Raw genomic sequence first — 23,775 nt, 5'->3', positions numbered from 1 at the left:
AGTAACACGGAGGTAGCGATGATAGTCTATTGCGTGTCGGTATCAGTGAAACATGGATGCGTGGACAATTTCATAAAAGAAACTAGCATCAACCGTGAGGAAACCCTGAAAGAGAAAGGGAACCTGCGCTTTGATATACTTCAAAGTGAGAACGAACCTGGCCGTTTCATGCTATACGAGGTTTATCGTTCAGAAGAAGCGGTGAGGGCCCATAAGGAAACTTACCATTACAAGAACTGGAGAAAAAAAGTTGCGCCTTGGATGGCCTGCGACCGACAGGGCGAAAAATTTCTTGCTATCTATCCAAAAGAAGACGAAGATTGGTAAGCGCATTTCGACACAAAGGGAATTCTAATCTCATTTTTGGCGCCGGTTCCGCGGCAAGTTTACCAGAGCTTGTCTCAAAGGAAGGATTGATTCTCATACTTACCGGCGGCCATTTTCTACAAAGCCAAGCATGGACGCTGCTTGAAACCGGACTTAAAAAAGCTGGCATTGCTTATGTGCATGAAACAATCAGCGGAGAGCCGTCGCCTGATACTGTCGATAGCTTAGTGGAAATCGCCAGGGGAGCCGCCGCCGTGTCGGTGCTGGCAATTGGCGGTGGCAGTGTGCTTGATGCCGGCAAGGCCGTTGCGGCAATGGTATGTCACGAAGGCAGTGTGATAGAATATTTGGAGGGTGTCGGCACCCGCCTTCCAGGCGGTCGTACGCTACCTATGATAGCCGTGCCTACAACCGCTGGAACTGGCAGTGAGGCGACAAAAAACGCCGTAATCAGCAAGCATGGAGATTCCCCCTTTAAAAAATCGCTTCGACATGATGCCTTTGTGCCTGCTACTGCCGTTATAGATCCCGAACTCACGCTTGGCTGTCCGATGAATGTGACATTGGCCTGCGGCATGGATGCTCTTTGCCAGCTTATTGAATCCTATATCTCAACCAGAGCCACTCTGTTTACAAACATGTTGGCCAAAGAAGGACTGCGGTTATTTGGCAGCGCTTGCGAACTTCTTTCCGGAGAAGAGCTTGGAATCAACGAAGAAAGTCAAAGGGGCAGTTTGGCGCTGGCGGCATATCTTTCCGGTCTCTGCCTGGCAAACGCGGGGCTTGGAACCGTTCATGGCCTTGCAGGACCGCTTGGAGCTCATCTGGAGATTCCTCATGGACTGGCCTGTGCACTGTTAGCCGTCCCTGTGTTCCGCCTGCTAGTCAAACGGCTTTCCCAAGATAGCAATCAGGCTGTGCTGGATAAACTCGCATTTGCCGGGGCTCAAATAAACCGTGGTTCCAATGCCAATCCTGGGGCCCGGGATGTGGAGTGTTTAATAGACCATTTAGAGAACTGGGCGGGGAGATTGAGGCCGCTGGTTGACTATGGGCTTGAGCGCTCCGACATAAACCTCATCGTAAGTGCTTCAGACAATAAGAATTCTCCCGTGAACTTCAGCTATTCCGAGCGCCGAGAGTTTCTCCTTCAACTCATCTAGCTGCCACTGCCGGTTCAAACACTGCCTATCTCCTCAACAAGGCTATTGCTGCTTACAAATCATCGCGCCGCCAAGACAAATATCCTCGTGGTACAGCACCGCGAATTGTCCGGGTGCCACACCCCGGTCTGCTTCATCCATATCCACCCGCAATCGCCCCCTTTGCTCAGAACCAAGTTCTTCGATTGTAGCTCCTACGTTTTTGGGACCATGCCTCAACTTCAGGTTAACCCGAGTTTTTCGCGGTGGACCGGAAATCCAATTTGGTCTTTCAGTAACGAAGGAAGTGCGTGCCTTCGCCTCCGCATCCATGCCTCTCGCTATCGTTACCGTGTTCTCTTCGTGATTTTTGGCTACTACATACCAGGGACCACCCGAAAGCCTCAATCCCGTCCGTTGACCGATTGTATAGAACCAGCTGCCCCTTTGAGTGCCAAGTTCCCTACCTGTCTCAAGTTCCAATATTTTTCCATTCTTCTCTCCCATATAATGCCGCACGAAATCTCGATATTTTATTTTCCCGAGGAAGCAAATGCCTTGACTGTCCTTTCTCGTCTTCGCCGGCACATTTAACTCCACCGCCAGCCGACGTACTTCGGATTTGGTCATTCGACCAATAGGGAACATTGCCATCGAGGCTTGCTCCTGTGTGAGTTGAGAGAGGAAATAGGTTTGATCTTTGATTGGATCGGGTGATTTTCGGATATAATGGATTCCATCGAAGCCCCGAGTGCAAACCGCGTAGTGACCAGAAGCAACCTTATCCAGGGATTCACCGACACGGTGAAAAAAGGTATCAAACTTGATTAGTCGGTTGCATAGAATATCCGGACTTGGCGTGCGACCGGCTTTCAATTCGGCCAAAGTGTAGGAGACTATGCGCTCCCAATACTCTTTTTGTAGACTTATTACTTTTAGTGGTGTTTTCGCGATATCACAAACCGCGCGCGCGTAGTTCAAATCTTCCTCCCAAGGGCAAGTCCCCAGAGAGGTGAGTTCATCTTCGAGCCATATTTTTAGATAGTATGCGTGGATCGTTGCCTCAGGATAATTCTTTTTTATAGATAGTAAGGCTGTTGAGCTATCCACACCCCCGGACAACAACACTCCTATTTTCATCCAGACATCATCTCATTACGTGTATCGGAATTGCAAGATAGGCATGCATATAGTGAGGTGTTGGTAGATTCACCGATCGGTTACGGAACTTACTCAGTAACCCAATCCAGCAATTTCTCTTGGTCTTAAAACAAAATCCAAGTTGCCGATGTTCTCATCCAATTGCTCACCAGGAAATAGAATCGATATTGCTGTTGCGGTTGGCAATTCTCCGATGGTTTCTTTGCAAAACCAAGCGGCGAATTCACCAAGTTCAGGCTGATGCCCACAGGCCAGGAGGTGGCTGGCATCATCCCTGTAAGTTTTGACAGCGTTTATCCAATCGGCCATGTCCGCTCGGTAAAGTTCGTTCACCCTGACAATCTTCGGCGTGGCCGTTGTCCAGGCTTCAAAAAAAAGTTCGATGGTTTCACTCACCCTTCTTGCCGGAGAAACGAGAGCTATCTCCGGTAGAGGCATACGTCCGGCACAGGCAGCACCAATGATTTTTGCATCCGAACGGCCACGGCTATTCAGCGGCCTATCTATATCGGCGAGTTCGGTGTTTTTCCAGGAACTCTTTGCATGCCTCAGAAGGGTTAATCTTCTCACGTAGATGAGTATAGCACATGCGACGCCGGTGGGAAGAACAATTGATGCCTGACTTGAAAATAGATTAGGCTATTTAGCCTATTGGCGTTTAAAAAAGTGGGCATGTGAAATCTCTCACAAGCCCACATAAGGATTAAGTTTCCCTGGATGGTCCAACACTAGTGGTTTCGGCGCTCGCTTCCCCATTAGTCTCAGCACAGTGCTTATTGAAATGTTCCTTCATCTCTTTCTTCCACTTCTTCCCACCGCGGCCTTTTTTGCACTTGCACTTACACCGTTTTCCACAGATGTTGCCAAAAAGGAACTGGGCTAGAACAATCAGGCCCACCCCTTGCCAAAACGAAATTACTGGCAAACCGAAAATCTCAGTCATCAACACGTTCCAAATCAGCATGAAAACCCAAGCAGCAAGGAACAGCAAACCCGGGATAATTATCACGCCTCCCAGGATTTTCCAACCAATCCACTTCTTATTCATCATCCTACCTCCTGTAGCATTACGATATTCTTGTAATCGTCGAGGTATTCTCTAAGCCGGATAATGGCATAACGTTTCCTCGACATAGCTGTATTAATCGAAATATTCAATAATTCCGCCGTCTCGCGAAAAGTATAACCGTAAACCGTTTGAAGGAGAAAAACCTCTCTCTGACTCTCAGGCAACATTTCGATGGCCTCTTCCAGGGCCTCATAGGTCTGCGCCCTTCGAAATATCTCCTCTGGATCAAGAACAGCAGTTTCATCAAAAAATTCTATGGAAGTTTCGGCTAGCGCTTCCGAATTCAATTCGAAATGTTGCTTGTCCCTGCCTCTCCAAGTGTCAATCACTGCATTTCTTGCACTTACATAAAGCCAGGAAACTAGATTGTTGGCATTATGAAGAGTTGTCAAAGCACTCGCAGCCCCGGCAAAAATATCCTGCAATATATCCTCCGCATCCTCGTTCACCTTCAGGCGAATTCGAATCCATTTGAGTAAGCGCGGACCTTCATCTCTAAAAATTTTTTCCAAAACTACCATATCAATTCTTGATACTAGACGGAAAATTATACTTTTTCGTCTAATTCCTCAAATACACCCCCTGTATGAGATGCCTGATTCATACCCACAATTGAATTTTGGATATCCATCAAGTTTCGCTAGCCATTCCACTGCAATTGCTCGCAATCTCCAAATCCACTACCTCAATCAACAAGAATTCTAATCCCTGAAACTCAACATCAACGCTTGCATTGAAACTCAGTCTTAGTATATAAATCAAACGTCGTATGCGAAAGGAATTTTTCCTCACCGATTGACACCGGATATGAGCTGACACCTGAAGTGAGAGCGTTTTCAGTAAAAACCTAATTAGTACTTTGTGGAGATTATAGTGGATCTAACTCAAATTTTTAGCGGATATGGTTGGATATTTGTTCCAATTGGATTGTTCTTGGGTTTGCTCGGTTATCGAGCTTATCGGATATCGCTCTTTTTAGTCGCGCTGTTAGCAGGACTCGCGCTCGGTGTATGGGTTGGTTCCAAAAGCGAAAACAGCCAGTTGTATCTGATATTGGGCTTAATAATCGGAGCGATCCTTGGACTTGTATCGCATTTTCTGGTCAGACTCAGCTTCTTTGTGCTCGGCATGGTAGGAGGATTAGTACTTAGCTTCCCTATTATCGAACAAGCTGGATGGGACCTGGAGGCCACTGGGAAACTTATCTTGCAGTTGGCATCTAGCCTCGTCGGCGGAATACTTACAGTATTGTTGTACAGAAGTCTAATTCTTGTCTTCACTTCAGTAGTCGGAACCTACCTAATCTACCATTCCACCATTCACTTTTTCCCCTCTAATTCAGATAACTGGTCGTGGATACTTTATGCTATACTTCTATTGGTATTTATAGTTGTTCAAATAAGCTCTCGTAAATCTCACCCAAATCCAGTCGAAAGGAATCGCTAAGTCTACTGGGTTTTGTCAATCTTTTTCACCTCCAGCGCACACCCAAGAAAGTTTCTTAGCGTCTCTGCCACCTCCATTCCAACACCCGCTGTTTTCGCGATTTCATTCAAAGTCCGATCATATATACCCTCAAGGGATTTGTACTGCCCAAGCAACTTCGCGCTTCTGGCAGGTCCAATACCCGGAACCCCCTCAAGCGTTGTTAATTTAACATCTTTTGCACGCAAACGTTGGTTGCGGGAAGTCGCGAATCTATGTGCCTCATCCCGAACGTACTGCAAAACCCGAAGTCCGGGATCGCCCTCGGGCAATTTCACCGCTTTCGAAGAATCGGGTTGCCAGAGCTCTTCATTTTTCTTGGCTAAACCCACAAGAGAAATTTTGTCGTTGAGATTCAACGCTTCCAATACTCCCCAAGCAGCCGATACCTGTCCCCTACCTCCGTCGACAAGGATTAAATTCGGCAGGGGCTTCTCCTCATTGAGAAGCCGTTGATAACGTCTTGCCACCACCTCGGCAATTGCCTTGAAATCATTAACTTCACCACCTGTGCCAAGTATTTTGTAATGTCGATAAGCTGCTCTATCTGGCCGTCCATCCACAAATGAAATCATAGACGCAACCGTATGCCTTCCACCAAGCTGAGCGATATCAAAGCCCTCGATCCTCCTCGGAATGCTTGGAAGGGAAAGAACCTGCTGCAGCATTGCCAAGGCAGGTCGATCCCCTTCCTTATACACTAAAAAATCCAATTCCGCTCCAGCGTTTTGTCGAGCCATCTCTTGAATAACAAGGTCTTTCTTCTTATCGGGAATCGACAATTTCGGGGCTGAATTCCCATTTTCGGCAAAAAATCTCTCCACAAGTCTGTCGGGACGCTCGGGCAAATAAATCCTACTTGGAATTTCCCTTCCAGTTTGACCATAATACTGAATAAGAAATTCAGGAAGAGCCTCAGCCGCCAAGCCGGCGTATTCATTTACATAGAGTTCACGATCGACAATTTGTCCTCCCCTCATCTTAATCATTGCAAACACCGCATATCGACCCGAAGCGACGTAGTCGATATAATCCTTCGTCTCATCCTTGAAGTCCACAATACTTTGCTCCGCCTCAAGAAATTCGAGGGATTTAAGAGCATCCCTGAATTCGCCGGCCCGTTCAAAGGCTAATTGCGCAGCGGCCTCTCGCATTTGTTTTTCCAGCTCTTTCTTAATCCCAATCGTCTTACCCGATAACATCACTTTTATTTTGCGTATTATCTTTCCATATTCTTCCTCACTAATCTTGTTTACGCATGGTGCCGAGCAGCGCCCGATATGATGATAGAGACAGGGTTTATCCCTTCTTCTAAACACCTTGCAACGCCTGAGCTGGTAAAGTTTGTAAATCATGTCTATATATACGTCTATAGACTTGGCATTCGGGTAGGGGCCAAAATAAATCGATCCGTCGCGGACTATCCTCCGAGTTCTAAAAACACGTGGGAAGCGTTCCGAGGTGATTCGGATAACTGGATAACTTTTCCCATCCTTTAAATCGATATTGTACTTGGGTAAATGTTTCTTAATCAGACTGTTTTCCAGAACTAGAGCTTCGAACTCAGTCCTGGTAACGATCACGTCAAAATCAACAGTTTTTTCAACCAGAAAACGTGTCTTCATATCCTTTTCACCGGTGAAATACGAGGAGACCCTGGCCCTGAGGCTCTTGGCCTTGCCAATGTAAATTGCTGTTCCCTTTTTGTCCCGCATAGCATATACACCGGATTCTTCCGGAAGTTGATGCGCCTTTTCCTTTAATTCATCAGACATTGTTTTATTCCGATACTATAAAACGAACCTCATGAGGACATATAGGTATAGAATTGTTGTTCTGCTTTCCATACTGACGCTCCCATGGCTAGCTGAAGCTGAAATCCTTCGCTTCGGGGGGGAAGAGGGATGGAATCAGGTGAAAACACAAGGGCTTCGCAAAACCATAGCCTGGCGCGATACCGATGCACTTGTACTCTCTCCGCTCAGTCACAACACTTCCACCACCTCATTGAGCAATCACAAGCTCAGCCTCATCGATATTTTTTTGTTCGCCGGGCCCGTCAGCATCGAGGATCTCCCCGGACTTTACAGAATTGAAGGCGAATACGAGATTTCGCATCAAATCAGCATCCGTGGCGAAACATCTATCAGGCTCGTACCCAGCGGAATTAAACTGTTTCCAACTCCGGAAGCAATGTGGACCGCTGGCCGGGAATGGGGAGATTTCACCCTCGATTTCTGGTTGAACCCCACGAATTTGAATGACGGCGAACTTCTGTTCCTATGGAAAGGGCGGACAGCACATGGGAAGCCACAACGACTCAGCGTCCAGGTGGAGAACCGAAGACTCATCTGGAACTTCGAGAGCTTCTTCCGTCATGGTGCAGATCGCTCTTTAGTAATACAACTTCGAAGTACGCCCCTTGTTCCCGGAGAATGGCGACACCATCGTATTCGGTATAAAAGTGATGATAGTAATCCCGGACGTTCCGGCGCATCTCCCGGCTTTCTCGAATATCTAGTTGACGGCATACCCGCCGACAGCATACATACCACGCCGATTGGTGTTGAAAGCTTCGAAACTTTTACCCCTAAAATCGGTTCCCTCAGCAAGAAACCACTGTTTCTTGCACCCGATTTCAATGGTTACATAGACGAGTTCCACCTCTCTTCAATATTTGAAACGAATCCAGTCCCGAGAAATTTCTCTAATTCGGATTCGGTAAGCTTCGGAACCGGGTATACCGATGTAATTGATTCTGGATATCTGGGATCGAAAATCACCGCTCTTCGGGCCAATTATCATTCCCCAGACAAGTCACAAATTCGCTTTTTTCTCCGCGCCATGAACAAACTGGATGAAACTTGGGATATTGAGTTCCCGACTCCGGACAATCCCAACTGGATCGAAATAAAACTGGACACAGAGGAGAATACCCAGTTCACCTTGGGAAACTGGCACAGTTGGGAGGTAAATCAGACAATTACTGGTCGTTACTTCACGGTTGGTTATACATTGGAACCAGACCTTGATGCGGATATTTCGCCGGTACTTTCTATTTTGGAAGTTGAATATGAACTAAATCCGCCCCTATCTCCAAGGAGGTAAGCGGAATCATGATGGCCAATTGCTTGGAATCCTGATGCACTTAAGGAAACTGTTGCAGATGAAGGCGTTTTTCATCGAATTCGAATGTCTTTCTGCCAAACTCGGAAATAAATCAAGCTTACCTCCCGCCTAAAACTCAATCCATCCACGAAGTGGATCGAAATATCTCCCTAAATGAAGTGCAGTCCTTCGTCCATTCCAGCACGGGCACACAAGTTTCGACAAAAACAGCCTACTCCAGTAAGCCGCTGAAGCATCTTCTCAAGGCCTTCCAGCAATTCGACTTACATCTCCCCGATTTTAGCTTCAAATCGTTCTCTCTCCTTTCCCTTAAGTTCATGTTGATCTCCTCTTAACATTCTCTTAAGTCCCTCAACCTCGTTCTTAGAAAACCGAAGAGCACTCAAAATATGCTTATCAAAGGATTTAAAAGCTAACGGACACACCTTGGCACCCATTTCCCGAATCACCTTCGCATATGCCCGAATTTCCCTCTGCGCATGTTCATTCAGTCGTAATTTCAAGAAATGAAAAAGATTGTGAAGATCAATTTGCCAGTACCACTCGGTATACAGGCTAACTGGCAACACAATCCGAGCCAGCTCGCGAGCCGTTTTGACGTCCAAGAGTTTTTCATACCCATTATAGCTAAATTCATTCACCCTGCGAATAACATCGCGCACTGCATTTGCCCGTACGGGTTCCATTGATTCATTCGAACGTCCCTGTTTATTGTCTTCGCTCTGTTCCGCAATATCCTCAGGAGCCGGAAAATAAAATTCATCGGACATTACGCTGTATCTACCCGAAATTTCATTCAAACGAGCAGTTCGATGCCGCACCCATTGCCGCGCAACAAAAATGGGCATCTTCGCATGAAAAGTCAAAACAACTTGCTCAAACGGCGAGGTGTGCTCGTTCCTAAGTAGATAATCAATCAAACCCGCATCCTGGCGCATAGACTTCGTGCCACCGCCATAGGACACTCTCGCTGCCTGAACAATCCGCTTATCGTCGCCCATATAATCAACAAGTCTGACAAAACCACAATCCAACACCCGAACTTCCTTATCCAAAATCTCTTCTGCGGCAGCAACGACACAACGGCCCATACAATCCTCCAAACAAGTAATTTTATACTTTTTCGACGCAATAGTTAGCTAATCTCGTAAGCAGAGAACAAACTAATCACGGAAATATCTGGACTTCTCGTTGTTTTTCACTATTTTATCGATTAACCTATTGTGTCTTCATAGGCTTATCAAAATCTAGCTATCGATGCGGGAGATGCGGTGCATAAAAAAGAATTCCCTCAGGTTTTTTATTACGATCAAGACTTCGTAGATGTTTATGATCGCTCATGGGCATGGATGAATGATTTCTGGCGAGATGCCAAACCTTCCGCGGGTATCAATAACCCTTTTTATGCCTACAAAGAAGAGCGTTACTTAAGCCTGTACGAAAGCTGTATGGCGTCTTTTTTCCTAGTTTATTTTAACAAAAAATATCCTGTACACCTCATGCTTGATAACTTCTATTCCTTTCAAGAAGATTCCGGCGCAATAAGAGATCGGTACGACCTGGAGTCCGGTAAGCCCATTATTCACGAGAAGAATTCTGAGGGCCTCGCGCCACCATTGCTTGCATGGACAGAATTCAATCTCTATCACAAAGTAGGAGTTAAAAAGCGAGTTAGAGAAGTGATATCATCCCTCATCGCGTATCACGGCTGGATTGAAAAGACGTTCAAAGATGAAAACGGTCTTTACGCTCCGCCCCTCAAAGCCACGCTTACGGAGAATTCACCGCGGGAAGGGACAAAATACCCTCTAGACTTCAATGCGCAGATGGCCATCAATGCCCTTTATATGTCCGCCCTTGCTGATATCCTCAATGACAAGGAGCTGGGATTTCGATTTAAGCGCCAATATTTTTCCCTGAAAATCCGCATCAATACACTGATGTGGGATCCCGTGGAGAAATTCTACTACGATCTGGACGAGAATAACGAGCGCATAAAGGTTAAAACAGTAGCTGCTTTCTGGCCCCTGCTCGCCGAAATACCCAATGAAGATAGGGCTGAGAAACTCGTTGAACACTTACAAAATCCTAAGGTTTTCGGAACTGAAAATCCCTTCCCCACCTTAGCCGCCGATGAAGACATGTTCGATGAAAATGGGAGAGGATTTCGAGGTTCAGTTATTCCATTTTATACTTATATGGTGATTAAGGGCCTGGAGAAATATCAGAAATACGGATTCGCTCGAGAAGCCTCAATCCGGCACCTGTATTTTGTCCTGGATGCTTTTCACCCCGATGAATCCGGGAAAGGAACGCTATGGTATGCCTATAAACCATTTAAAGAAGGCCCCGCCCAGTGGATGGAAAACAGCAACTGGAACCGGCCCTTAGACCTTGCATGCGTGGGACTCTCCACTATTGCCCTGATGATCGAGAACATTGTGGGGCTTTACATGAGCCTGCCCCGGAAAACGGTGGATTGGTTTGTTCCCACTTTGGAACTGATGGGCATTGAGGAATTGCCGCTTAAAAGAAACCTCATCACAATTGTTAGCAACAAAACCAAGAGGGGCTGGGAGATTCGTCTCGAATCTGAAAAACTCTATTATTTCTCTATTCACCTTCTGGATAAGGGAAAGAAGAAAACGCTTCCTATCCCCTCAGGTAAGTGCTCGATGCTAATCGACAAGCTCTAGAGGCGCCCGCCGATTGTTTCGACAAGTAGCAATGTGGCGGAAAAACTGTTGTCATTATGAGGTCAACCCCTCTATTACCTGACGCCCCTTCAATGCACGCGCGACGCTGAGCCTGTCTGCATATTCCATATCTCCCCCCACCGGGATGCCTGTCGCGATTCTGCTTACTCGAAGTCCTTCGTCAGCAAGTTGTTTTGTGATGTATAGGGCCGTTGTGTCTCCTTCCAGTGTTGGATTTGTGGCTATAATCACTTCTTTGATATCCTGTTTTTTAATTCGATCGTACAGCTTCGCAAGACCAAGTTCTTCAGGTCCGACACCGTCAAGGGGCGATAGCACGCCATGAAGCACATAATAAAATCCTCGAAACTCGCCGGTTGATTCTATTGTCGCAATATCACGGGGATGCTCGACTATGCACATCAAATCCCGTTCACGCTGGAAGGAATCGCAGATTGAGCATAGCTCGGTTTCGGCGTAATTTCTACACTCTCTGCAACGCACAATGTTCTGTCGAAGTTCCCCGAGCTGAGCGGATAAGTTGCTCACAAACTCTCTATCTGTTTCCAGAAGCCAATAGCTAATGCGGGAAGCACTCTTTTTTCCGATTCCGGGAAGGCGTGAGAGTTGCACTATAAGTTGCTCAATACGCTGCATTTTTAGAGACCGCTTAGAAAGTCCGGTGAGATGCCAAGTCCACCTGCAAGCTGAGACATCTCGCTCTGAAGTGTTTTTTTCATCTTCCTCGCCGCATCTGTGAATGCGGCAGCGACTAGTTCTTCGAGCATTTTGACATCGCGGGGATCTACCGCGATGGGATCTATATGCATCGAAATCACTTCCATGGTTCCATCAATCATAACCGTCACCAAGTCACCGCCGGAGGCTCCACTGGCCCGGAGTGCTTTCATTTTTGCCTGAGCTTCGCCCATTGTTAGTTGCAGTTCTTTCAGATTCTTAATCAACTCCAGCGGATTCATATATTTATCCTCAATTACAATTACTGCCGATCGCGACTACTCCCGCCAGCAACTGAGCTGGCATCGTTATTTTTTACAATAGTGCCCTGAAATACCTTGCGAACTAATTCAGACTGCGGAGTTCCATTAGCTTCTTCAATTTCACTTCCTGCCAGGTTGATGCATATGTCGGATATATTCACACCCGCTGCAATAGCTGCCTGCATCAGCTTTTCAACCTTTCCTCTTACAAACTCAACTTCGTAAGAAGTCTTGAAGCCTATATCCAGCACATCTCCTTTCCATTCCCAGCTTGCTGCCTTATCTAATGCGTCTCCCAGTAAGGGCATCTCACCGCTTACCTTGTCTAAAATAGTCTTCTGCCTATCCTGCCTCATTCCTCCATCGACTCCATCATTCTGTATGCCTTCTGTGGATTTTGGTCCATTTAGCCTGGCTTCAGAGCCGGAGACAGCGGGGGGGGGTTCATACACGTCTTTCAGACCCTCTTCTCGCTTAACTCCATGGTCAATATAGTCGATTTCAGGATCGGGGTTCCTTTTACCACCTTCGCGCGCAATCCCTTCCTCTCTGTTCAACTCCTCTCGCAGCGATTCAATGCGAATCAACACTTCATCTGCGTTCAACCTTTCCGAAAGACTACATAGGCGCCCCACAAAAAGCTCAAGTTCGAATCTAGGGTTGAGCGAATATCGTAAATCTCTATAGAGTGAAAATGCTTCTTCAATTGCCTCTTCCAGGCGCCTTATATTCCACCTCTCTCGAGGTTTAGGTGAAAACTTCTCTGCGCTGATACCCAATAGCGATTTTCTCTCTATGCCATAAGCCAGTAGAATTAGATCTCGCAGATAGCTCACTAATTCAAGTAAAACTTGTTCCACGGCAGATCCAGCGCCTAAGATATCATCAAGCAGTTTAATCGCTCCAGCTCTATCGCCTGCAGCCGCAGCTTCCACTAAGCTAGTCATATGCTCAATTCCAACCAGGCCCATTTTTTCGTAAATGCTTGCAAGATTGATTTCTTCACCCGAAAACGAGAGTATCTGATCGAAAAGTGTATAAGCGTCTCTCATCGAACCGCCCGACTCACGAGCAATCCAGTAAAGTGCATCACTCTCGAACTCCCGATTAACCTCGGCAGCCGCCTCAACCAATTTGTCCCGAATCAACTCCGGTGCAAAAAGGCGAAATCGGAACTGCTGGCAGCGCGACCGAACTGTAGCGGGTACCTTGTGCAATTCGGTAGTTGCAAAGATGAAAATGATATATGGCGGCGGTTCCTCAATCGTCTTCAGCAGTGCATTGAAAGCGCTGTTGGATAGCATATGGACTTCATCGATGATGTATATTTTTTTATGTGAACCTTGAGGCGCATAAAGAACCTCGTCTTTTATTTCTCTTACATCGTTAACGCCTGTGTTTGATGCGCCGTCTATCTCTATAACATCCGGAGAAGTGCCCTTGGCAATTCCCACGCAGGGTCCGCAGATATCACATGGATTAAGTGTTGGGCCATTCTGACAGTTAAGTGATTTTGCAAAGACGCGAGCCGCTGAAGTTTTTCCCGTGCCCCGAGGACCGGAAAATAAATAAGCGTGGGCCGTCATACTCTTGGAGATTGCATTCCCGAGTGTCGCCACTACGAACTTCTGGCCAAGTAATTCCGAAAGATTTCTCGGTCTCTTTCGTGTTGCGGTTACTTCCATCTTGAATGATAGTCTAACCGAAAACACACCAGGCTCTCAAGCAAGAGAGCCAACTTGTCCAGCATCAATTGAATTTGGCAGACCACATCCCAGCGCAAATACTAAAGGCGGCGAAGTGATGTTCGAAGCTGCAGGTATAAATAGCACAAAGCAGATTGATACGGGTTTGGGATTGGAAAATTTTGGCTGGTACACCTGTTGTGTTACTTGTCGCTTCCAGAGAATTTGCGTAAGATGTATGCAAAATTGTGATAGCACTCAGCTTCGCTCAGCGGAGATTATCAGGAAGAGATCGACATTGAAAACACATTGAGGTGTTGTGCATGCAGTTCAGCATTGACAACGCGAAAATTTGGGTGCCTGGTGCTAATGGTATGGTGGGGTCCGCATTATTGCGGCGCTTGAAGAAAGAAAATGTAGAAGTTTTGGCAACTACCAGGAATGACTTGGATTTAAGAGATACGAATGAAGTCAATTTGTTTTACAAAAACGCTCGACCAGATCTTGTAATACTGGCAGCGGCCAAAGTTGGCGGTATTCACGCCAACAACACTTATCCTGCCGATTTCATTGGAGATAATTTACAGATACAAAATAATGTAATCGTACGTGCGAAAAAGCATGGTGTGAAAAAATTGTTGTTTCTGGGATCAAGCTGTAGCTACCCCAAAAACTGTTCCCAACCCATAAAAGAGGAATATCTTCTCAACGGCCCCCTGGAGCCAACCAATGAGTGGTATGCTATAGCGAAAATTGCAGGAATCAAACTGTGTCAAGCCTATCGAAAACAATACGAGTGTGACTTCATTTCTGCCATGCCGACTAATCTTTATGGGCCGATGGATAGTTTTCATCCCGAAGATAGTCATGTCCCTGCAGCCTTGCTTTCTCGATTTCATGACGCATGTAAGAAAGAACAGAAGTCCGTGACTGTCTGGGGCACAGGAAAACCACTGAGAGAATTCTTGCATGTGGATGACTTAGCCGATGCATGTGTTTTCCTGCTTAAGAACTATTCAGATGCTCCCGCCCTGAACATAGGTACGGGTGAAGATATTTCGATTGGAGACTTCGCAAAATTGATCAAGACTACTGTCGGGTTCAGTGGAGATATTGAATTTGATACATCTCGACCAGATGGTACATTCAGGAAAAGACTTGATGTTTCAAAAATACACGCACTTGGCTGGCGGCATAGGATAGATTTGGAATCTGGATTAAAGCTTTATTATCAATGGTATCTGGAGGGCATGATGAAGTGACAGATAAGAAAGTTGCGTTAATTACCGGCATTACCGGGCAGGATGGAGCTTATCTGGCTGAACTGCTTCTATCTAAACAATATGAAGTACATGGGGTTAAACGACGCTCGTCGTTATTGAACACACAGCGTATCGACCACATCTATGAACACGAAGGGGCAACGAACGCGCGTTTTTTCCTACATTATGGGGATGTTACAGATGCAACCAACCTCATCCATCTCGTGCAAAAAATCCAACCAGACGAAATCTATAATCTGGCCGCGCAAAGTCATGTTCAGGTAAGCTTTGAAACGCCTGAGTATACTGCCAATGTTGATGCTCTTGGGACTTTGCGTTTACTGGAAGCAATTCGCATTCTGGGTGTGGGAAAAAGTTGTAAATTCTACCAGGCTTCTACCTCCGAGCTGTACGGAAAGGCTCAAGAGACACCCCAAAACGAAAACACGCCCTTTTATCCCCGCAGCCCTTATTCAGCCGCTAAGCTCTATGCTTACTGGATCGTCCGAAACTACCGTGAAGCCTACGGAATATTTGCTTGCAATGGAATTCTCTTCAACCATGAAAGTCCAATAAGAGGAGAAACTTTCGTAACCCGTAAGATAACTCGTGGCGTTGCTCAGATTAAGTTGGGTATTGAGACTACGCTCTGTATCGGCAATCTGGACGCCAAGCGTGATTGGGGGTACGCTAAGGATTATGTTGAAGGCATGTGGCGCATTCTCCAGCACCGAGAAGCTGACGACTTCGTCCTGGCTACTGGAGAGACCCACTCGGTGAGGGAATTTATAAACCTGGCCTTCAAGGAAGTTGGCGTCGATATTGAATGGCGTGGAAAAGGAATTGAGGAAAAAGCCGTTGATACGAATACTGGCAATATCATTGTGGAAGTCAACCCAAAATATTTCAGACCCACTGAAGTAGACGCGCTATTGGGTGACAGTTCAAAAGCACATAAACTGCTTGGCTGGAAGCACAAAACCAATTTTACGGATCTCGTCAAGAAAATGGTGCAAAGCGATTTGCGCATAATAAGTGACAAAAAAACCAAAGGGATTGCATATCGTCCATGACATCCAATGCTGCCGCCAGCCGCGTTTTCCCAGTTCCGAAGGAAGGAAATAGATTTCGCTCCTCGCAAATTGATGGCTGGGAGCTGGTCTGCGATTGAGGAGTCATTTCAGTGATATCGGATTTCATCTTGTCGGAAATAGAGTTGCACCTTCGAAAGTGATCAAGCGGTGGAGATAGGAACTGTCCATTATGAGGAAACGAACTGGATTCTTGGGGAGACTAAATGATTCAACAGGCAGAGGAATCTAAGAGCTTAGAGCCCAAAAAGGAGTATTTCATCGGCTTTGATTCTGATGGATCCGTATTTGACAGCATGGAAATTAAGCATCAGGAGTGCTTTTGCCCTGCCTTTATCAATATTTACAATCTACAAGGCGTGGCAAAAATAGCGCGCGAAGTTTGGAATTTCGTGAATCTGTATTCCAAATCGCGCGGGATAAATCGCTTTCAGGCAGTCTTACGGGCGACAGACCTTCTTAAGTCTAGAAAGGAACTGAATGAAAGACATCTGCTTTGCCCGGATACGAACGAACTAAGGGCCTGGATTGAACGGGAGACGAAACTGAGCGAGGCTTCACTCAGTTTGGAAGTGCGGAGGAATTCACACCCTCACCTGCGACAGGCACTTAGTTGGTCGAGAGAAGTTAGCATAGCGATAAGAAAAATTGTACGCAATATTCCTCCCTATCCTATAGTACCGGAAATACTCAACAGGGCCTCCGGGAAAGCTGATTTGATGGTAGTTAGCCAAACTCCCGGAGCCGATCTTAAGCGCGAGTGGGTGGAATATGATATTGTGAAATATGTTCGCTTGATAGCCGGTCAGGAACGTGGAACGAAGTCGGAGCAACTGAGATTCGCAAGCGTGGGGAAGTACGATAAGAACAAGATTCTGATGATTGGAGACGCCCCCGGCGATCTTGCTGCAGCGCAAGCCAACGGCGTGCTGTTTTACCCGATAATTCCGGGAGCCGAAGAGAAAAGCTGGAAACGCTTTTCAGACGAGGGGTTGGAGCGCTTTTTCACCGGGAAGTTCTCGGGGAATTTTTCTGATAACCTCCTAGCGGATTTCGATGCCGCACTCCCTGAAAATACACCATGGTAGTTAGGGTGCACTGATGATCTATTACCAGCGCGGTGGAACAGATGAGACGATAGACAATAAGGAGCTGTGCGCGGGTTTAAATGAAGCCTTGGGAAAGATTGGGCCCAGGCGTAAGGTTTGCGTGATTCCTCCGGACTTCACTCGTTTCCATTCACACGGGGGCATAATTACAAAATACCTATGGGAGTATTACGGCACCGCGCTGGTCGACATCATGCCGGCACTGGGTACTCACAGGCCGATGAACAAAGGCGAGATTAAAACTATGTTCCCTGGCTTGCCTCTGGAGCTTTTCCGCGAGCATAGATGGCGCAGTGATACTGTAACTCTCGGGAAGGTACCGCACGCTTTTATTTCGGAGCTGATTGGAACTGACTTTGAATATGATTGGCCGGCACAGGTGAATCGACTGCTGTGCAAAGGTGGCCATGATTTGATTGTTTCACCTGGTCAGGTAGTGCCGCATGAGGTGACTGGTATGGCCAATCACGCGAAGAACATATTTATCGGAGAAGGCGGCAACGAGGGAATACACAGAAGTCATTTTCTCAGCGCAGTATATGGCATAGAACGTATAATGGGCCGTATCGACAATCCGGTACGCGCGATTATTGATTATGCGGCGAGGGAGTTTGCCGCCGAGTTGCCGATTCTATACGCCCTTACCGTACTGGAAAGCGATGAGCTAGGAAAATCGGTAGTACGAGGGTTTTTCATCGGCGACGACCGCGAATGCTTTGAGAAGGCTTCGAAACTGTCAGCCGAGGTAAATATCACGATGGTTGAGAAGCCAATCAAGAAGTGCGTGACATACCTCAATCCGGAAAAATTCCACAGCACCTGGCTGGGCAACAAAGCGATTTACCGCACTCGCATGGCCATCGCCGATGGTGGCGAACTCATTATTCTCGCCCCCGGTGTCAAAGTATTCAGTGAAGATAAGGAAATAGATTCTCTCATAAGAAGATTCGGATATTTTGGAACTGAGAAGACTCTTCAGGAACTTCGGCATGTGAAGAATCTAAGGATAAATCTGGGTGTCGCGGCCCACTTGATTCATGGATCTTCTGAGGATCGCTTCAAGATAACTTACGCGCCCGGTTTTCTTAGTCGCGAGGAATGTGAATCGGTTGGATTTGGATATACCGAGCTTGAAGCTATGCTGGAAAAATACAATCCCTCGAAGTTGAGAACTGGATGGAATCGACTGGATGACGAGGAATTCTATTATGTGGACGACCCGGCCCTTGGGCTCTGGGCTCACCCTAGTCGAATGGAAATGTGAAAGAAAGCAAGCTGAAAAATTTGATCCGGCCATCTTGATGGTTATGAACAGAATCTGATTTCGGATATGGATGGGTGCTTTTGCTCGAACGAATCCATATTGCGTGAGTATGCAGCCCGAAATAGAGATGTGCAAGCTATTTGCCAGCAGATTGACCAAACCACATAGGTGTTGCTGATACCCAGACTCGCCTCCGGTGCTGATGAAGCAAAAAAGTTATTATGAGGTAATTTACTTAGAACTTGATATCGAAGTATCTTCCAGCAAAACAATAGGGGAATATATGTCGAGAACTTACAAGATAGCCGCCATACCAGGCGACGGAACGGGTGCGGAAGTACTAAATGAAGGTAAGAAAGTTCTGGAAGCAACAGCATCCAAGTTCGGATTCGGGCTGGATCTGGTTGAATTTGATTTTGGAGGTGACAGGTATCTAAGAACGGGTGAAATTTTGCCGGATTCAGCTGTGAATGAGCTGAAGACATTCGATGCCATTTATCTTGGGGCAATCGGTCATCCAGATGTTAAACCGGGTATTCTGGAGAAAGGCATACTTCTCCGCCTTCGCTTTGAACTGGACCAATATATAAACCTTCGTCCGATTCGACTTTACCCAGGCGTTGAAACACCTCTAAAAAATAAGGGACCCAACGAGATAGATTTTGTTGTCGTTAGAGAAAACACAGGCGGCATTTACACAGGAGTGGGTGGTATCTCCATGAAAGGAACGGAGCATGAAACTGCTGTACAGAGCATGGTATACAATCGATTCCAAGTCGAACGCTGTCTCAGATACGCCTTCGACTACACACGACGTCATGGTAAGAAGGCATGCGGCAGGGGAACTGCCAACACACTTGGCCTAGTGGGAAAAACTAATGTGCTAACTCATGTTTTCGATCTCTGGGAAAGGGTTTTCCATGAGCTTGGAGAGTCGGATTATCTTGATATCAAACGCGAATATTACCACGTGGATGCCGCTTGCATGTGGATGGTAAAAAATCCGGAATGGTTTGATGTTCTGGTAACCTGCAATATGTTTGGAGATATCATTACCGATCTTGGAGCCATGGCCCAGGGCGGCATGGGAATTGCGGCGGGAGGAAATATCAGCCCCAAGGGTGTATCCATGTTTGAACCGATTGGGGGATCGGCCCCGAAATACACGGGGATGGGAATTATTAATCCATTGGCTTCAATTGCGGCCGGTTCTATGATGCTTGATACTCTCGGTGAATACAAAGCCGCCGAGGCCATTGAAAAGGCAGTGATAGTTGTAACAAGCACAAAAATAAAGAGCCTTGAAGCAGGTAAAATGGGATATTCAACCTGCGAGGTAGGCGACTTAGTAGTCGAGGAGATTTAGTGAACTCATCATAGTCCGCCAGGAATAGTCCATTGATCTTTTAAGGAAGTATCCAATGGCATAAAAATGCAACCGCCACCGCCAGAACCAAACCCACAAATACCTCCCCAAAAGTATGTCCAACCGTGGATGGCAAACCATCTTCCATCTCCAGGATATCCGGCGGAATGGTTCTTCTAAGCAGTTTGATAATCGTGCTGATAGATCCCCTCACCTTTATCGCATCGTGGGCGATAATCGCGGTGAAAACAGCCGACAGTGCGAAAAGAGAAGTGTCGAAACCCTCCCTCAGACCTCCCAGCAGAGTCATTGAGGCAACAGCGGCTGTGTGAGAACTGGGCATACCGCCTGATTTCAGTATATCACGCAACGCAGGAGCCTCCCCTTCGAACAAGGGTCTTATAAACTTCCAACCCTGCCCAAGAGCGATAGACACAGCGGCCGCAATGAGTGAAACCGGCAGGAAATGCACCCCTGAATGATATCCCTACCAATGCGTTGCAGTCTAGCACGATTCACAGAAGAATCATGCAACGAGATTCGCCAAGACAAGAATCGATATTTAGCTATATTGAAGCAAAGATTTGAGTCAACTCCGCCATACGTGCTGAATAACCCATTTCGTTATCATAAAAACTGGTCATTTTAACCTGGGTGTAAGGTCCGGCTTCCACTACTTGCGTATTGCGCGGAATAAACATGGAACTCCATAATTCACCCACACAGTCCCTTGAGCACTCATAGTGGTCGCTCGTCTCCAAAATCTTCCCGCTTATGCTGCTTGCATTGATTCTTCTCGCGTTCTCGGCTACTTTGGAATTAATCTCATTCTTGGTAAATTTGCCATCAAGCAGATAAACGGCTTCGGTAACAGAGCCCGTATCGGTCGGCACTCTGAGTGCGGTACCGTTTAATTTGCCGCTCAAGTGCGGAAGCACCTTGCCGGCAGCTATCGCAGCACCGGTGGACGCCGGAATGACATTGTTCAGAGTGGCACGATTCTTACCGCCTCCAAAGAAATCCTGCACCCTCTGTGTTGAGGTGGCCGCGTGTGTCGTGCACATCAATCCACTAATCACTCCAAAGCCATCGTCCACCGCCTTGGTAAGGGGAGCTAGACAATTAGTGGTGCAGGAAGCATTGGAGATAATCGTATCGCCTGCCTCTAGACTATCGTGATTTACGCCGACTACAACCGTCTTCGTATCATCCTTACAAGGCGCGGAGATAATAACCTTCTTTGCTCCCGCATTTATATGCGCCCGCGAAGCTTCGGTGCTGAGGTAAAAACCGGTACATTCCAGAACCACATCCACATCATACTTAGCCCAGGGAATTTTGCTTGCATCTTTTTCGGCATAAATCGCAACCCTGTGCTTCCCAATTTGGATAACATTGTCGCCGGCAAGCCTCACATCCACGGGAAAGCGCCCATATATGGAATCCTTTGGCAGACTCGCGGCGATTTCTGCTGCCGGAACTAAATCGTTCCCGGCAACAATTTCAATCTCATCGTTATATAAAGAAGTAATTACACGTATCACATTTTTTCCGATACGTCCCATCCCGTTGAAAGCCACTTTAATCTTGGCCATTTGATATCTCCTTGATGCAGCTCACTCGGGTTGCCAAATATGCAAGAACACCCGCTCTCTCCAGGATTTAATTCCCGATCAGCACCCAAGTGAAAATAAGACTTTTTTGTACTTTGCGTCAAGGCGCAAATACAAGCTCCTTCCAGCAACTGCGCGATTGGAAGGGGCTGCCGCATTTTTTAACACACCACATCTTATTCAAAATGCGAAGCAAGTGCAGACGAATAGCCATTATATGGAATAAAAATTACAAATGTCACTTCGAAACTTGACATATATCATATTGTTCGCTTAGCATGTGTTTGAGAAGAATTAATACTAAATCAGGAGACAGATGTGAAAAAACTACTAGTATCAGTTGTTTTACTAGCGATTATCAGCAGTGTTGTTTGCGCTGGGGATAATCAAAGTACGAAATATGTGCGATTACTTAGCCGCAATGCGGCTACCGACTCAATCGACAGCGTATACTTCAACCCAGCGGGAACGGCATTTTTACAGAAAGGCTTCCATATCCAATTAAACGGTCAAGCGGTTCGGTTGGATTACTCACATGAGCTATCATCCAAAACTCACACTATGATTAATTGGGTGCCATTTATTCCTTCGGCTTATGCAGGCTACAGCGGCGGTAATTGGGCCGTCTTTGCCGGTTACAGTATTCCTCAGGGCGGCGGAAGCCTCAAATGGAATTCTATCAAATTCTTCAATAAAACAGCGAGTAGATTTTTAGATGGCGACTTTGAAGGCGAATCAAGCACTCATATGCTCAGTGTAGGAGCATCCCATACACTCTCCCCTATTATTGCCATAGGAGCCAGGTTTGATACCTCATTCGCTACAGCAGATTACGAGGCAGATTTCACTTTTCCAACAGCTTTGGGTGGTGCCGCTGTAAGCGGTATGGCAAAAATGTCTAAGTCTGGCATGGGATTCGGCGGAACGCTGGGCATACATGTGCAACCGAATAAGGAAATCAATGCTAGCCTGACCGTTGAGTCCACAAAGGAAATTAAGCTTGAGAAAAAGTCATCCGGCGGAGCGAGTGGAACTTCAGGTATTTTAGAAGCTAGCGCTCCCGATGAAGCCACTACGCCGTGGGTTATCAGAGCTGGTTTCTCCTATACATTCCCCTTTGAGTTGGAGATTCCCGTATCCTTTAAGTATTCCTTCTGGAAGGCCGTTGACGACGACAAAAAAGATACGATGGATGCGGCTGTAGGATTTCGATACTGGCTCTCGGAGCAGCTGGAACTTAGCCTGGGCGGATCCTATGCAACCAGCGACACACCTAGGAAGGAAATGGATAATACTTTCTTAGATCCGGAATTGAGTAGTATCACCATTGGCGGCGGAATGGGTTGGGAAATTTTCGATAACTTAAACCTTGATTTAGGCCTTCTTTACCCCATTTACTTCGAAAAAGACGGAAAGTTATATAAGGAATTAAACAAGCAGGTTGTAGTTATGAGTCTAGGAATTGGCTACATATTCTAAACTGGCTTGTGCTGGGTCATCCCCAGGATGGCCCGTTCTCTTTTAGCTTCTGGAACTGACGAGTATCCGTTTCCACTCGCTTTTATCGGCTGGTATGAACTTCACCAGGAAGCCACCCTGATGATTGAATAGTACATTTCCAGGGGTGGACTTGGAAAAATCAAGAATATCGCGCCCGAAGTCGGTGCGATATAGGGTTCGCACCGAGGGATCGTTTTTATCATGGCCATAAACGGCTGCAACAGCGTACTGCTTGTCTCTGTAAATCTCGTGGAGGCCATCGAATAACTCGATTGGCGGGCGTTCGTTGTAGCTGAGAACAGTTAGCCCCATTACTTCTTCTACGCTTATGTTCCCGGGGAAAGCCGCCCATTCTGCCGCGGCCCTTTTCACTTCTTCCAGTTTAATCCTGTCTTTGAGCCCACGAGCGTAAATATCAAGAACTGCAAAAGGGTCTTCCTCGAAAAGTCCGGTGAGTATTGCCTGCGAAAACCCCCAATAATCTCTGCTTTCGCTCACGCTGCCATAATCATCCAAACTATACATGCCCTGGGTATCCACCTTGGAAACCAACTTGAAATATCTATGCAGAGTTGTATTCTCAAGTTCCGGGAATAAATGATCGAACACCATTAGCGCGGAACTAGGCAACGCTCCATCTTGGTGATGATCGAAAAGCCGCCGTTCCGGATGATATACAAGCCCGCAGTCGATAACCCAGGAATTTTCCGACACCATTTCATTCAATACCATTTTTTCGACCATTTTAGGGTCTAGTCGCCGAATCTCGAGTGGGTATTCCCCTCTATGCGCAGCTAGGACAGCAGTGGCGAGAATTTCGTCTATGTGAGCCTTCCCCGCGTGTGTAATTACGGTGTATGGCATAAGCAAAAAGG

The 23,775-nt window shown here is 46.6% G+C and carries 24 protein-coding genes; 11 read left to right on the top strand and 13 right to left on the bottom strand.

All coding sequences use genetic code 11. The features are described from left to right. Positions 1–18 precede the first annotated feature (18 nt). Both S1OALGB6SA_RS05265 and S1OALGB6SA_RS05260 read left to right on the top strand, forming a co-directional pair. The gene (locus tag S1OALGB6SA_RS05265; protein ID WP_037564486.1) at positions 19–327 is read left to right on the top strand and encodes an antibiotic biosynthesis monooxygenase; all 309 of its coding nucleotides are present in this window, start codon (positions 19–21) and stop codon (positions 325–327) included. Then, positions 321–1,490, top strand: a complete 1,170-nt coding sequence (locus S1OALGB6SA_RS05260) for an iron-containing alcohol dehydrogenase (RefSeq protein ID WP_037564484.1) — start codon at positions 321–323, stop codon at positions 1,488–1,490. Before S1OALGB6SA_RS05265 ends, S1OALGB6SA_RS05260 begins: the two co-directional genes overlap by 7 nt. Positions 1,491–1,532: 42 nt before the next feature. On the opposite strand, the gene mnmA is transcribed toward S1OALGB6SA_RS05260, so the two are convergent. The 5 genes from mnmA to S1OALGB6SA_RS10195 all read right to left on the bottom strand — a co-directional run bounded on the left by mnmA (position 1,533) and on the right by S1OALGB6SA_RS10195 (position 4,491). After that, positions 1,533–2,609, bottom strand: a complete 1,077-nt coding sequence (gene mnmA / locus S1OALGB6SA_RS05255) for a tRNA 2-thiouridine(34) synthase MnmA (protein ID WP_124032778.1) — start codon at positions 2,607–2,609, stop codon at positions 1,533–1,535. A 93-nt stretch (positions 2,610–2,702) separates the two neighbouring features. After that, positions 2,703–3,200 (bottom strand): SixA phosphatase family protein, encoded by a 498-nt coding sequence (locus S1OALGB6SA_RS05250; RefSeq protein ID WP_195910317.1) that lies wholly within the window; start codon positions 3,198–3,200, stop codon positions 2,703–2,705. Between the two features lie 133 nt (positions 3,201–3,333). Further along, positions 3,334–3,681: a hypothetical protein gene (locus S1OALGB6SA_RS05245; RefSeq protein ID WP_124032776.1), complete on the bottom strand. Its 348-nt coding sequence runs from the start codon at positions 3,679–3,681 to the stop codon at positions 3,334–3,336. Further along, positions 3,678–4,220, bottom strand: a complete 543-nt coding sequence (locus S1OALGB6SA_RS05240; protein WP_124032775.1) for an RNA polymerase sigma factor — start codon at positions 4,218–4,220, stop codon at positions 3,678–3,680. Before S1OALGB6SA_RS05240 ends, S1OALGB6SA_RS05245 begins: the two co-directional genes overlap by 4 nt. Positions 4,221–4,329: 109 nt before the next feature. Next, positions 4,330–4,491 (bottom strand): hypothetical protein, encoded by a 162-nt coding sequence (locus tag S1OALGB6SA_RS10195; RefSeq protein WP_195910316.1) that lies wholly within the window; start codon positions 4,489–4,491, stop codon positions 4,330–4,332. Positions 4,492–4,572: 81 nt separating this feature from the next. Between S1OALGB6SA_RS10195 and S1OALGB6SA_RS05235 the strand changes: the two genes are divergently transcribed. After that, the gene (locus S1OALGB6SA_RS05235) at positions 4,573–5,145 is read left to right on the top strand and encodes a TM7S3/TM198-like domain-containing protein (RefSeq protein WP_195910315.1); all 573 of its coding nucleotides are present in this window, start codon (positions 4,573–4,575) and stop codon (positions 5,143–5,145) included. 2 nt (positions 5,146–5,147) lie between these two features. Here S1OALGB6SA_RS05235 and uvrC read toward each other — a convergent pair whose 3' ends face one another. Next, positions 5,148–6,959: an excinuclease ABC subunit UvrC gene (uvrC, locus tag S1OALGB6SA_RS05230; RefSeq protein ID WP_124032773.1), complete on the bottom strand. Its 1,812-nt coding sequence runs from the start codon at positions 6,957–6,959 to the stop codon at positions 5,148–5,150. A gap of 31 nt (positions 6,960–6,990) precedes the next feature. Here uvrC and S1OALGB6SA_RS05225 point away from each other — a divergent pair, with 31 nt between their 5' ends. Beyond that, on the top strand, positions 6,991–8,292 hold the full coding sequence (locus tag S1OALGB6SA_RS05225) for a LamG-like jellyroll fold domain-containing protein (protein WP_124032772.1): 1,302 nt from the start codon (positions 6,991–6,993) through the stop codon (positions 8,290–8,292). Positions 8,293–8,576: 284 nt separating this feature from the next. On the opposite strand, the gene thyX is transcribed toward S1OALGB6SA_RS05225, so the two are convergent. Then, positions 8,577–9,404, bottom strand: a complete 828-nt coding sequence (gene thyX, locus S1OALGB6SA_RS05220; protein WP_124032771.1) for an FAD-dependent thymidylate synthase — start codon at positions 9,402–9,404, stop codon at positions 8,577–8,579. Positions 9,405–9,584: 180 nt separating this feature from the next. On the opposite strand from thyX, the gene S1OALGB6SA_RS05215 reads away from it, so the two are divergent. Next, a complete protein-coding gene (locus S1OALGB6SA_RS05215; protein ID WP_124032770.1) occupies positions 9,585–11,009 on the top strand; it encodes an MGH1-like glycoside hydrolase domain-containing protein in 1,425 nt (474 codons plus the stop codon). A gap of 54 nt (positions 11,010–11,063) precedes the next feature. Here S1OALGB6SA_RS05215 and recR read toward each other — a convergent pair whose 3' ends face one another. The 3 genes from recR to dnaX are packed head-to-tail and all read right to left on the bottom strand — an operon-like array spanning position 11,064 to position 13,695. Further along, positions 11,064–11,666, bottom strand: a complete 603-nt coding sequence (gene recR, locus S1OALGB6SA_RS05210) for a recombination mediator RecR (RefSeq protein ID WP_124032769.1) — start codon at positions 11,664–11,666, stop codon at positions 11,064–11,066. 2 nt (positions 11,667–11,668) lie between these two features. Then, complete coding sequence (locus S1OALGB6SA_RS05205) at positions 11,669–11,989, bottom strand: YbaB/EbfC family nucleoid-associated protein (RefSeq protein WP_124032768.1); 321 nt, start codon at positions 11,987–11,989, stop codon at positions 11,669–11,671. 20 nt (positions 11,990–12,009) lie between these two features. Then, positions 12,010–13,695 carry a DNA polymerase III subunit gamma/tau gene (gene dnaX, locus S1OALGB6SA_RS05200; protein ID WP_124032817.1) on the bottom strand — a complete coding sequence of 562 codons (1,686 nt, stop codon included), beginning with the start codon at positions 13,693–13,695 and terminating at the stop codon, positions 12,010–12,012. A gap of 323 nt (positions 13,696–14,018) precedes the next feature. Here dnaX and S1OALGB6SA_RS05195 point away from each other — a divergent pair, with 323 nt between their 5' ends. From S1OALGB6SA_RS05195 to S1OALGB6SA_RS05175, 5 genes are all read left to right on the top strand, one after another. Further along, positions 14,019–14,957 (top strand): GDP-L-fucose synthase family protein, encoded by a 939-nt coding sequence (locus S1OALGB6SA_RS05195; RefSeq protein WP_124032767.1) that lies wholly within the window; start codon positions 14,019–14,021, stop codon positions 14,955–14,957. After that, a complete protein-coding gene (gene gmd, locus S1OALGB6SA_RS05190; RefSeq protein WP_230204431.1) occupies positions 14,954–16,030 on the top strand; it encodes a GDP-mannose 4,6-dehydratase in 1,077 nt (358 codons plus the stop codon). Before S1OALGB6SA_RS05195 ends, gmd begins: the two co-directional genes overlap by 4 nt. Positions 16,031–16,254: 224 nt before the next feature. After that, on the top strand, positions 16,255–17,136 hold the full coding sequence (locus S1OALGB6SA_RS05185) for an HAD family hydrolase (RefSeq protein ID WP_124032765.1): 882 nt from the start codon (positions 16,255–16,257) through the stop codon (positions 17,134–17,136). Positions 17,137–17,149: 13 nt separating this feature from the next. Then, on the top strand, positions 17,150–18,421 hold the full coding sequence (locus tag S1OALGB6SA_RS05180) for a nickel-dependent putative hexonate epimerase (RefSeq protein WP_124032764.1): 1,272 nt from the start codon (positions 17,150–17,152) through the stop codon (positions 18,419–18,421). A gap of 283 nt (positions 18,422–18,704) precedes the next feature. Then, entirely contained in the window at positions 18,705–19,787 is a 1,083-nt protein-coding gene (locus S1OALGB6SA_RS05175) for a 3-isopropylmalate dehydrogenase (protein ID WP_124032763.1), read from the top strand. A gap of 40 nt (positions 19,788–19,827) precedes the next feature. Here the strand turns inward: S1OALGB6SA_RS05175 and S1OALGB6SA_RS05170 are convergent, their stop codons facing one another. After that, entirely contained in the window at positions 19,828–20,259 is a 432-nt protein-coding gene (locus tag S1OALGB6SA_RS05170) for a divergent PAP2 family protein (RefSeq protein ID WP_124032762.1), read from the bottom strand. 94 nt (positions 20,260–20,353) lie between these two features. Next, positions 20,354–21,382: a type I glyceraldehyde-3-phosphate dehydrogenase gene (locus S1OALGB6SA_RS05165; RefSeq protein WP_124032761.1), complete on the bottom strand. Its 1,029-nt coding sequence runs from the start codon at positions 21,380–21,382 to the stop codon at positions 20,354–20,356. Positions 21,383–21,718: 336 nt separating this feature from the next. Between S1OALGB6SA_RS05165 and S1OALGB6SA_RS05160 the strand changes: the two genes are divergently transcribed. Continuing rightward, positions 21,719–22,879: an OmpP1/FadL family transporter gene (locus S1OALGB6SA_RS05160; protein WP_195910314.1), complete on the top strand. Its 1,161-nt coding sequence runs from the start codon at positions 21,719–21,721 to the stop codon at positions 22,877–22,879. A gap of 42 nt (positions 22,880–22,921) precedes the next feature. On the opposite strand, the gene S1OALGB6SA_RS05155 is transcribed toward S1OALGB6SA_RS05160, so the two are convergent. Beyond that, the gene (locus S1OALGB6SA_RS05155; protein ID WP_124032759.1) at positions 22,922–23,764 is read right to left on the bottom strand and encodes an MYG1 family protein; all 843 of its coding nucleotides are present in this window, start codon (positions 23,762–23,764) and stop codon (positions 22,922–22,924) included. Positions 23,765–23,775 lie beyond the last annotated feature (11 nt).

It is taken from the genome of Olavius algarvensis spirochete endosymbiont, assembly GCA_900608495.1.
In the GTDB taxonomy this organism is placed as follows: domain Bacteria; phylum Spirochaetota; class Spirochaetia; order DSM-2461; family DSM-2461; genus UBA2779.
The sequence above is the reverse complement of the archived record's forward strand: the minus strand, read 5'-3'. Positions and strand labels throughout refer to the sequence as shown.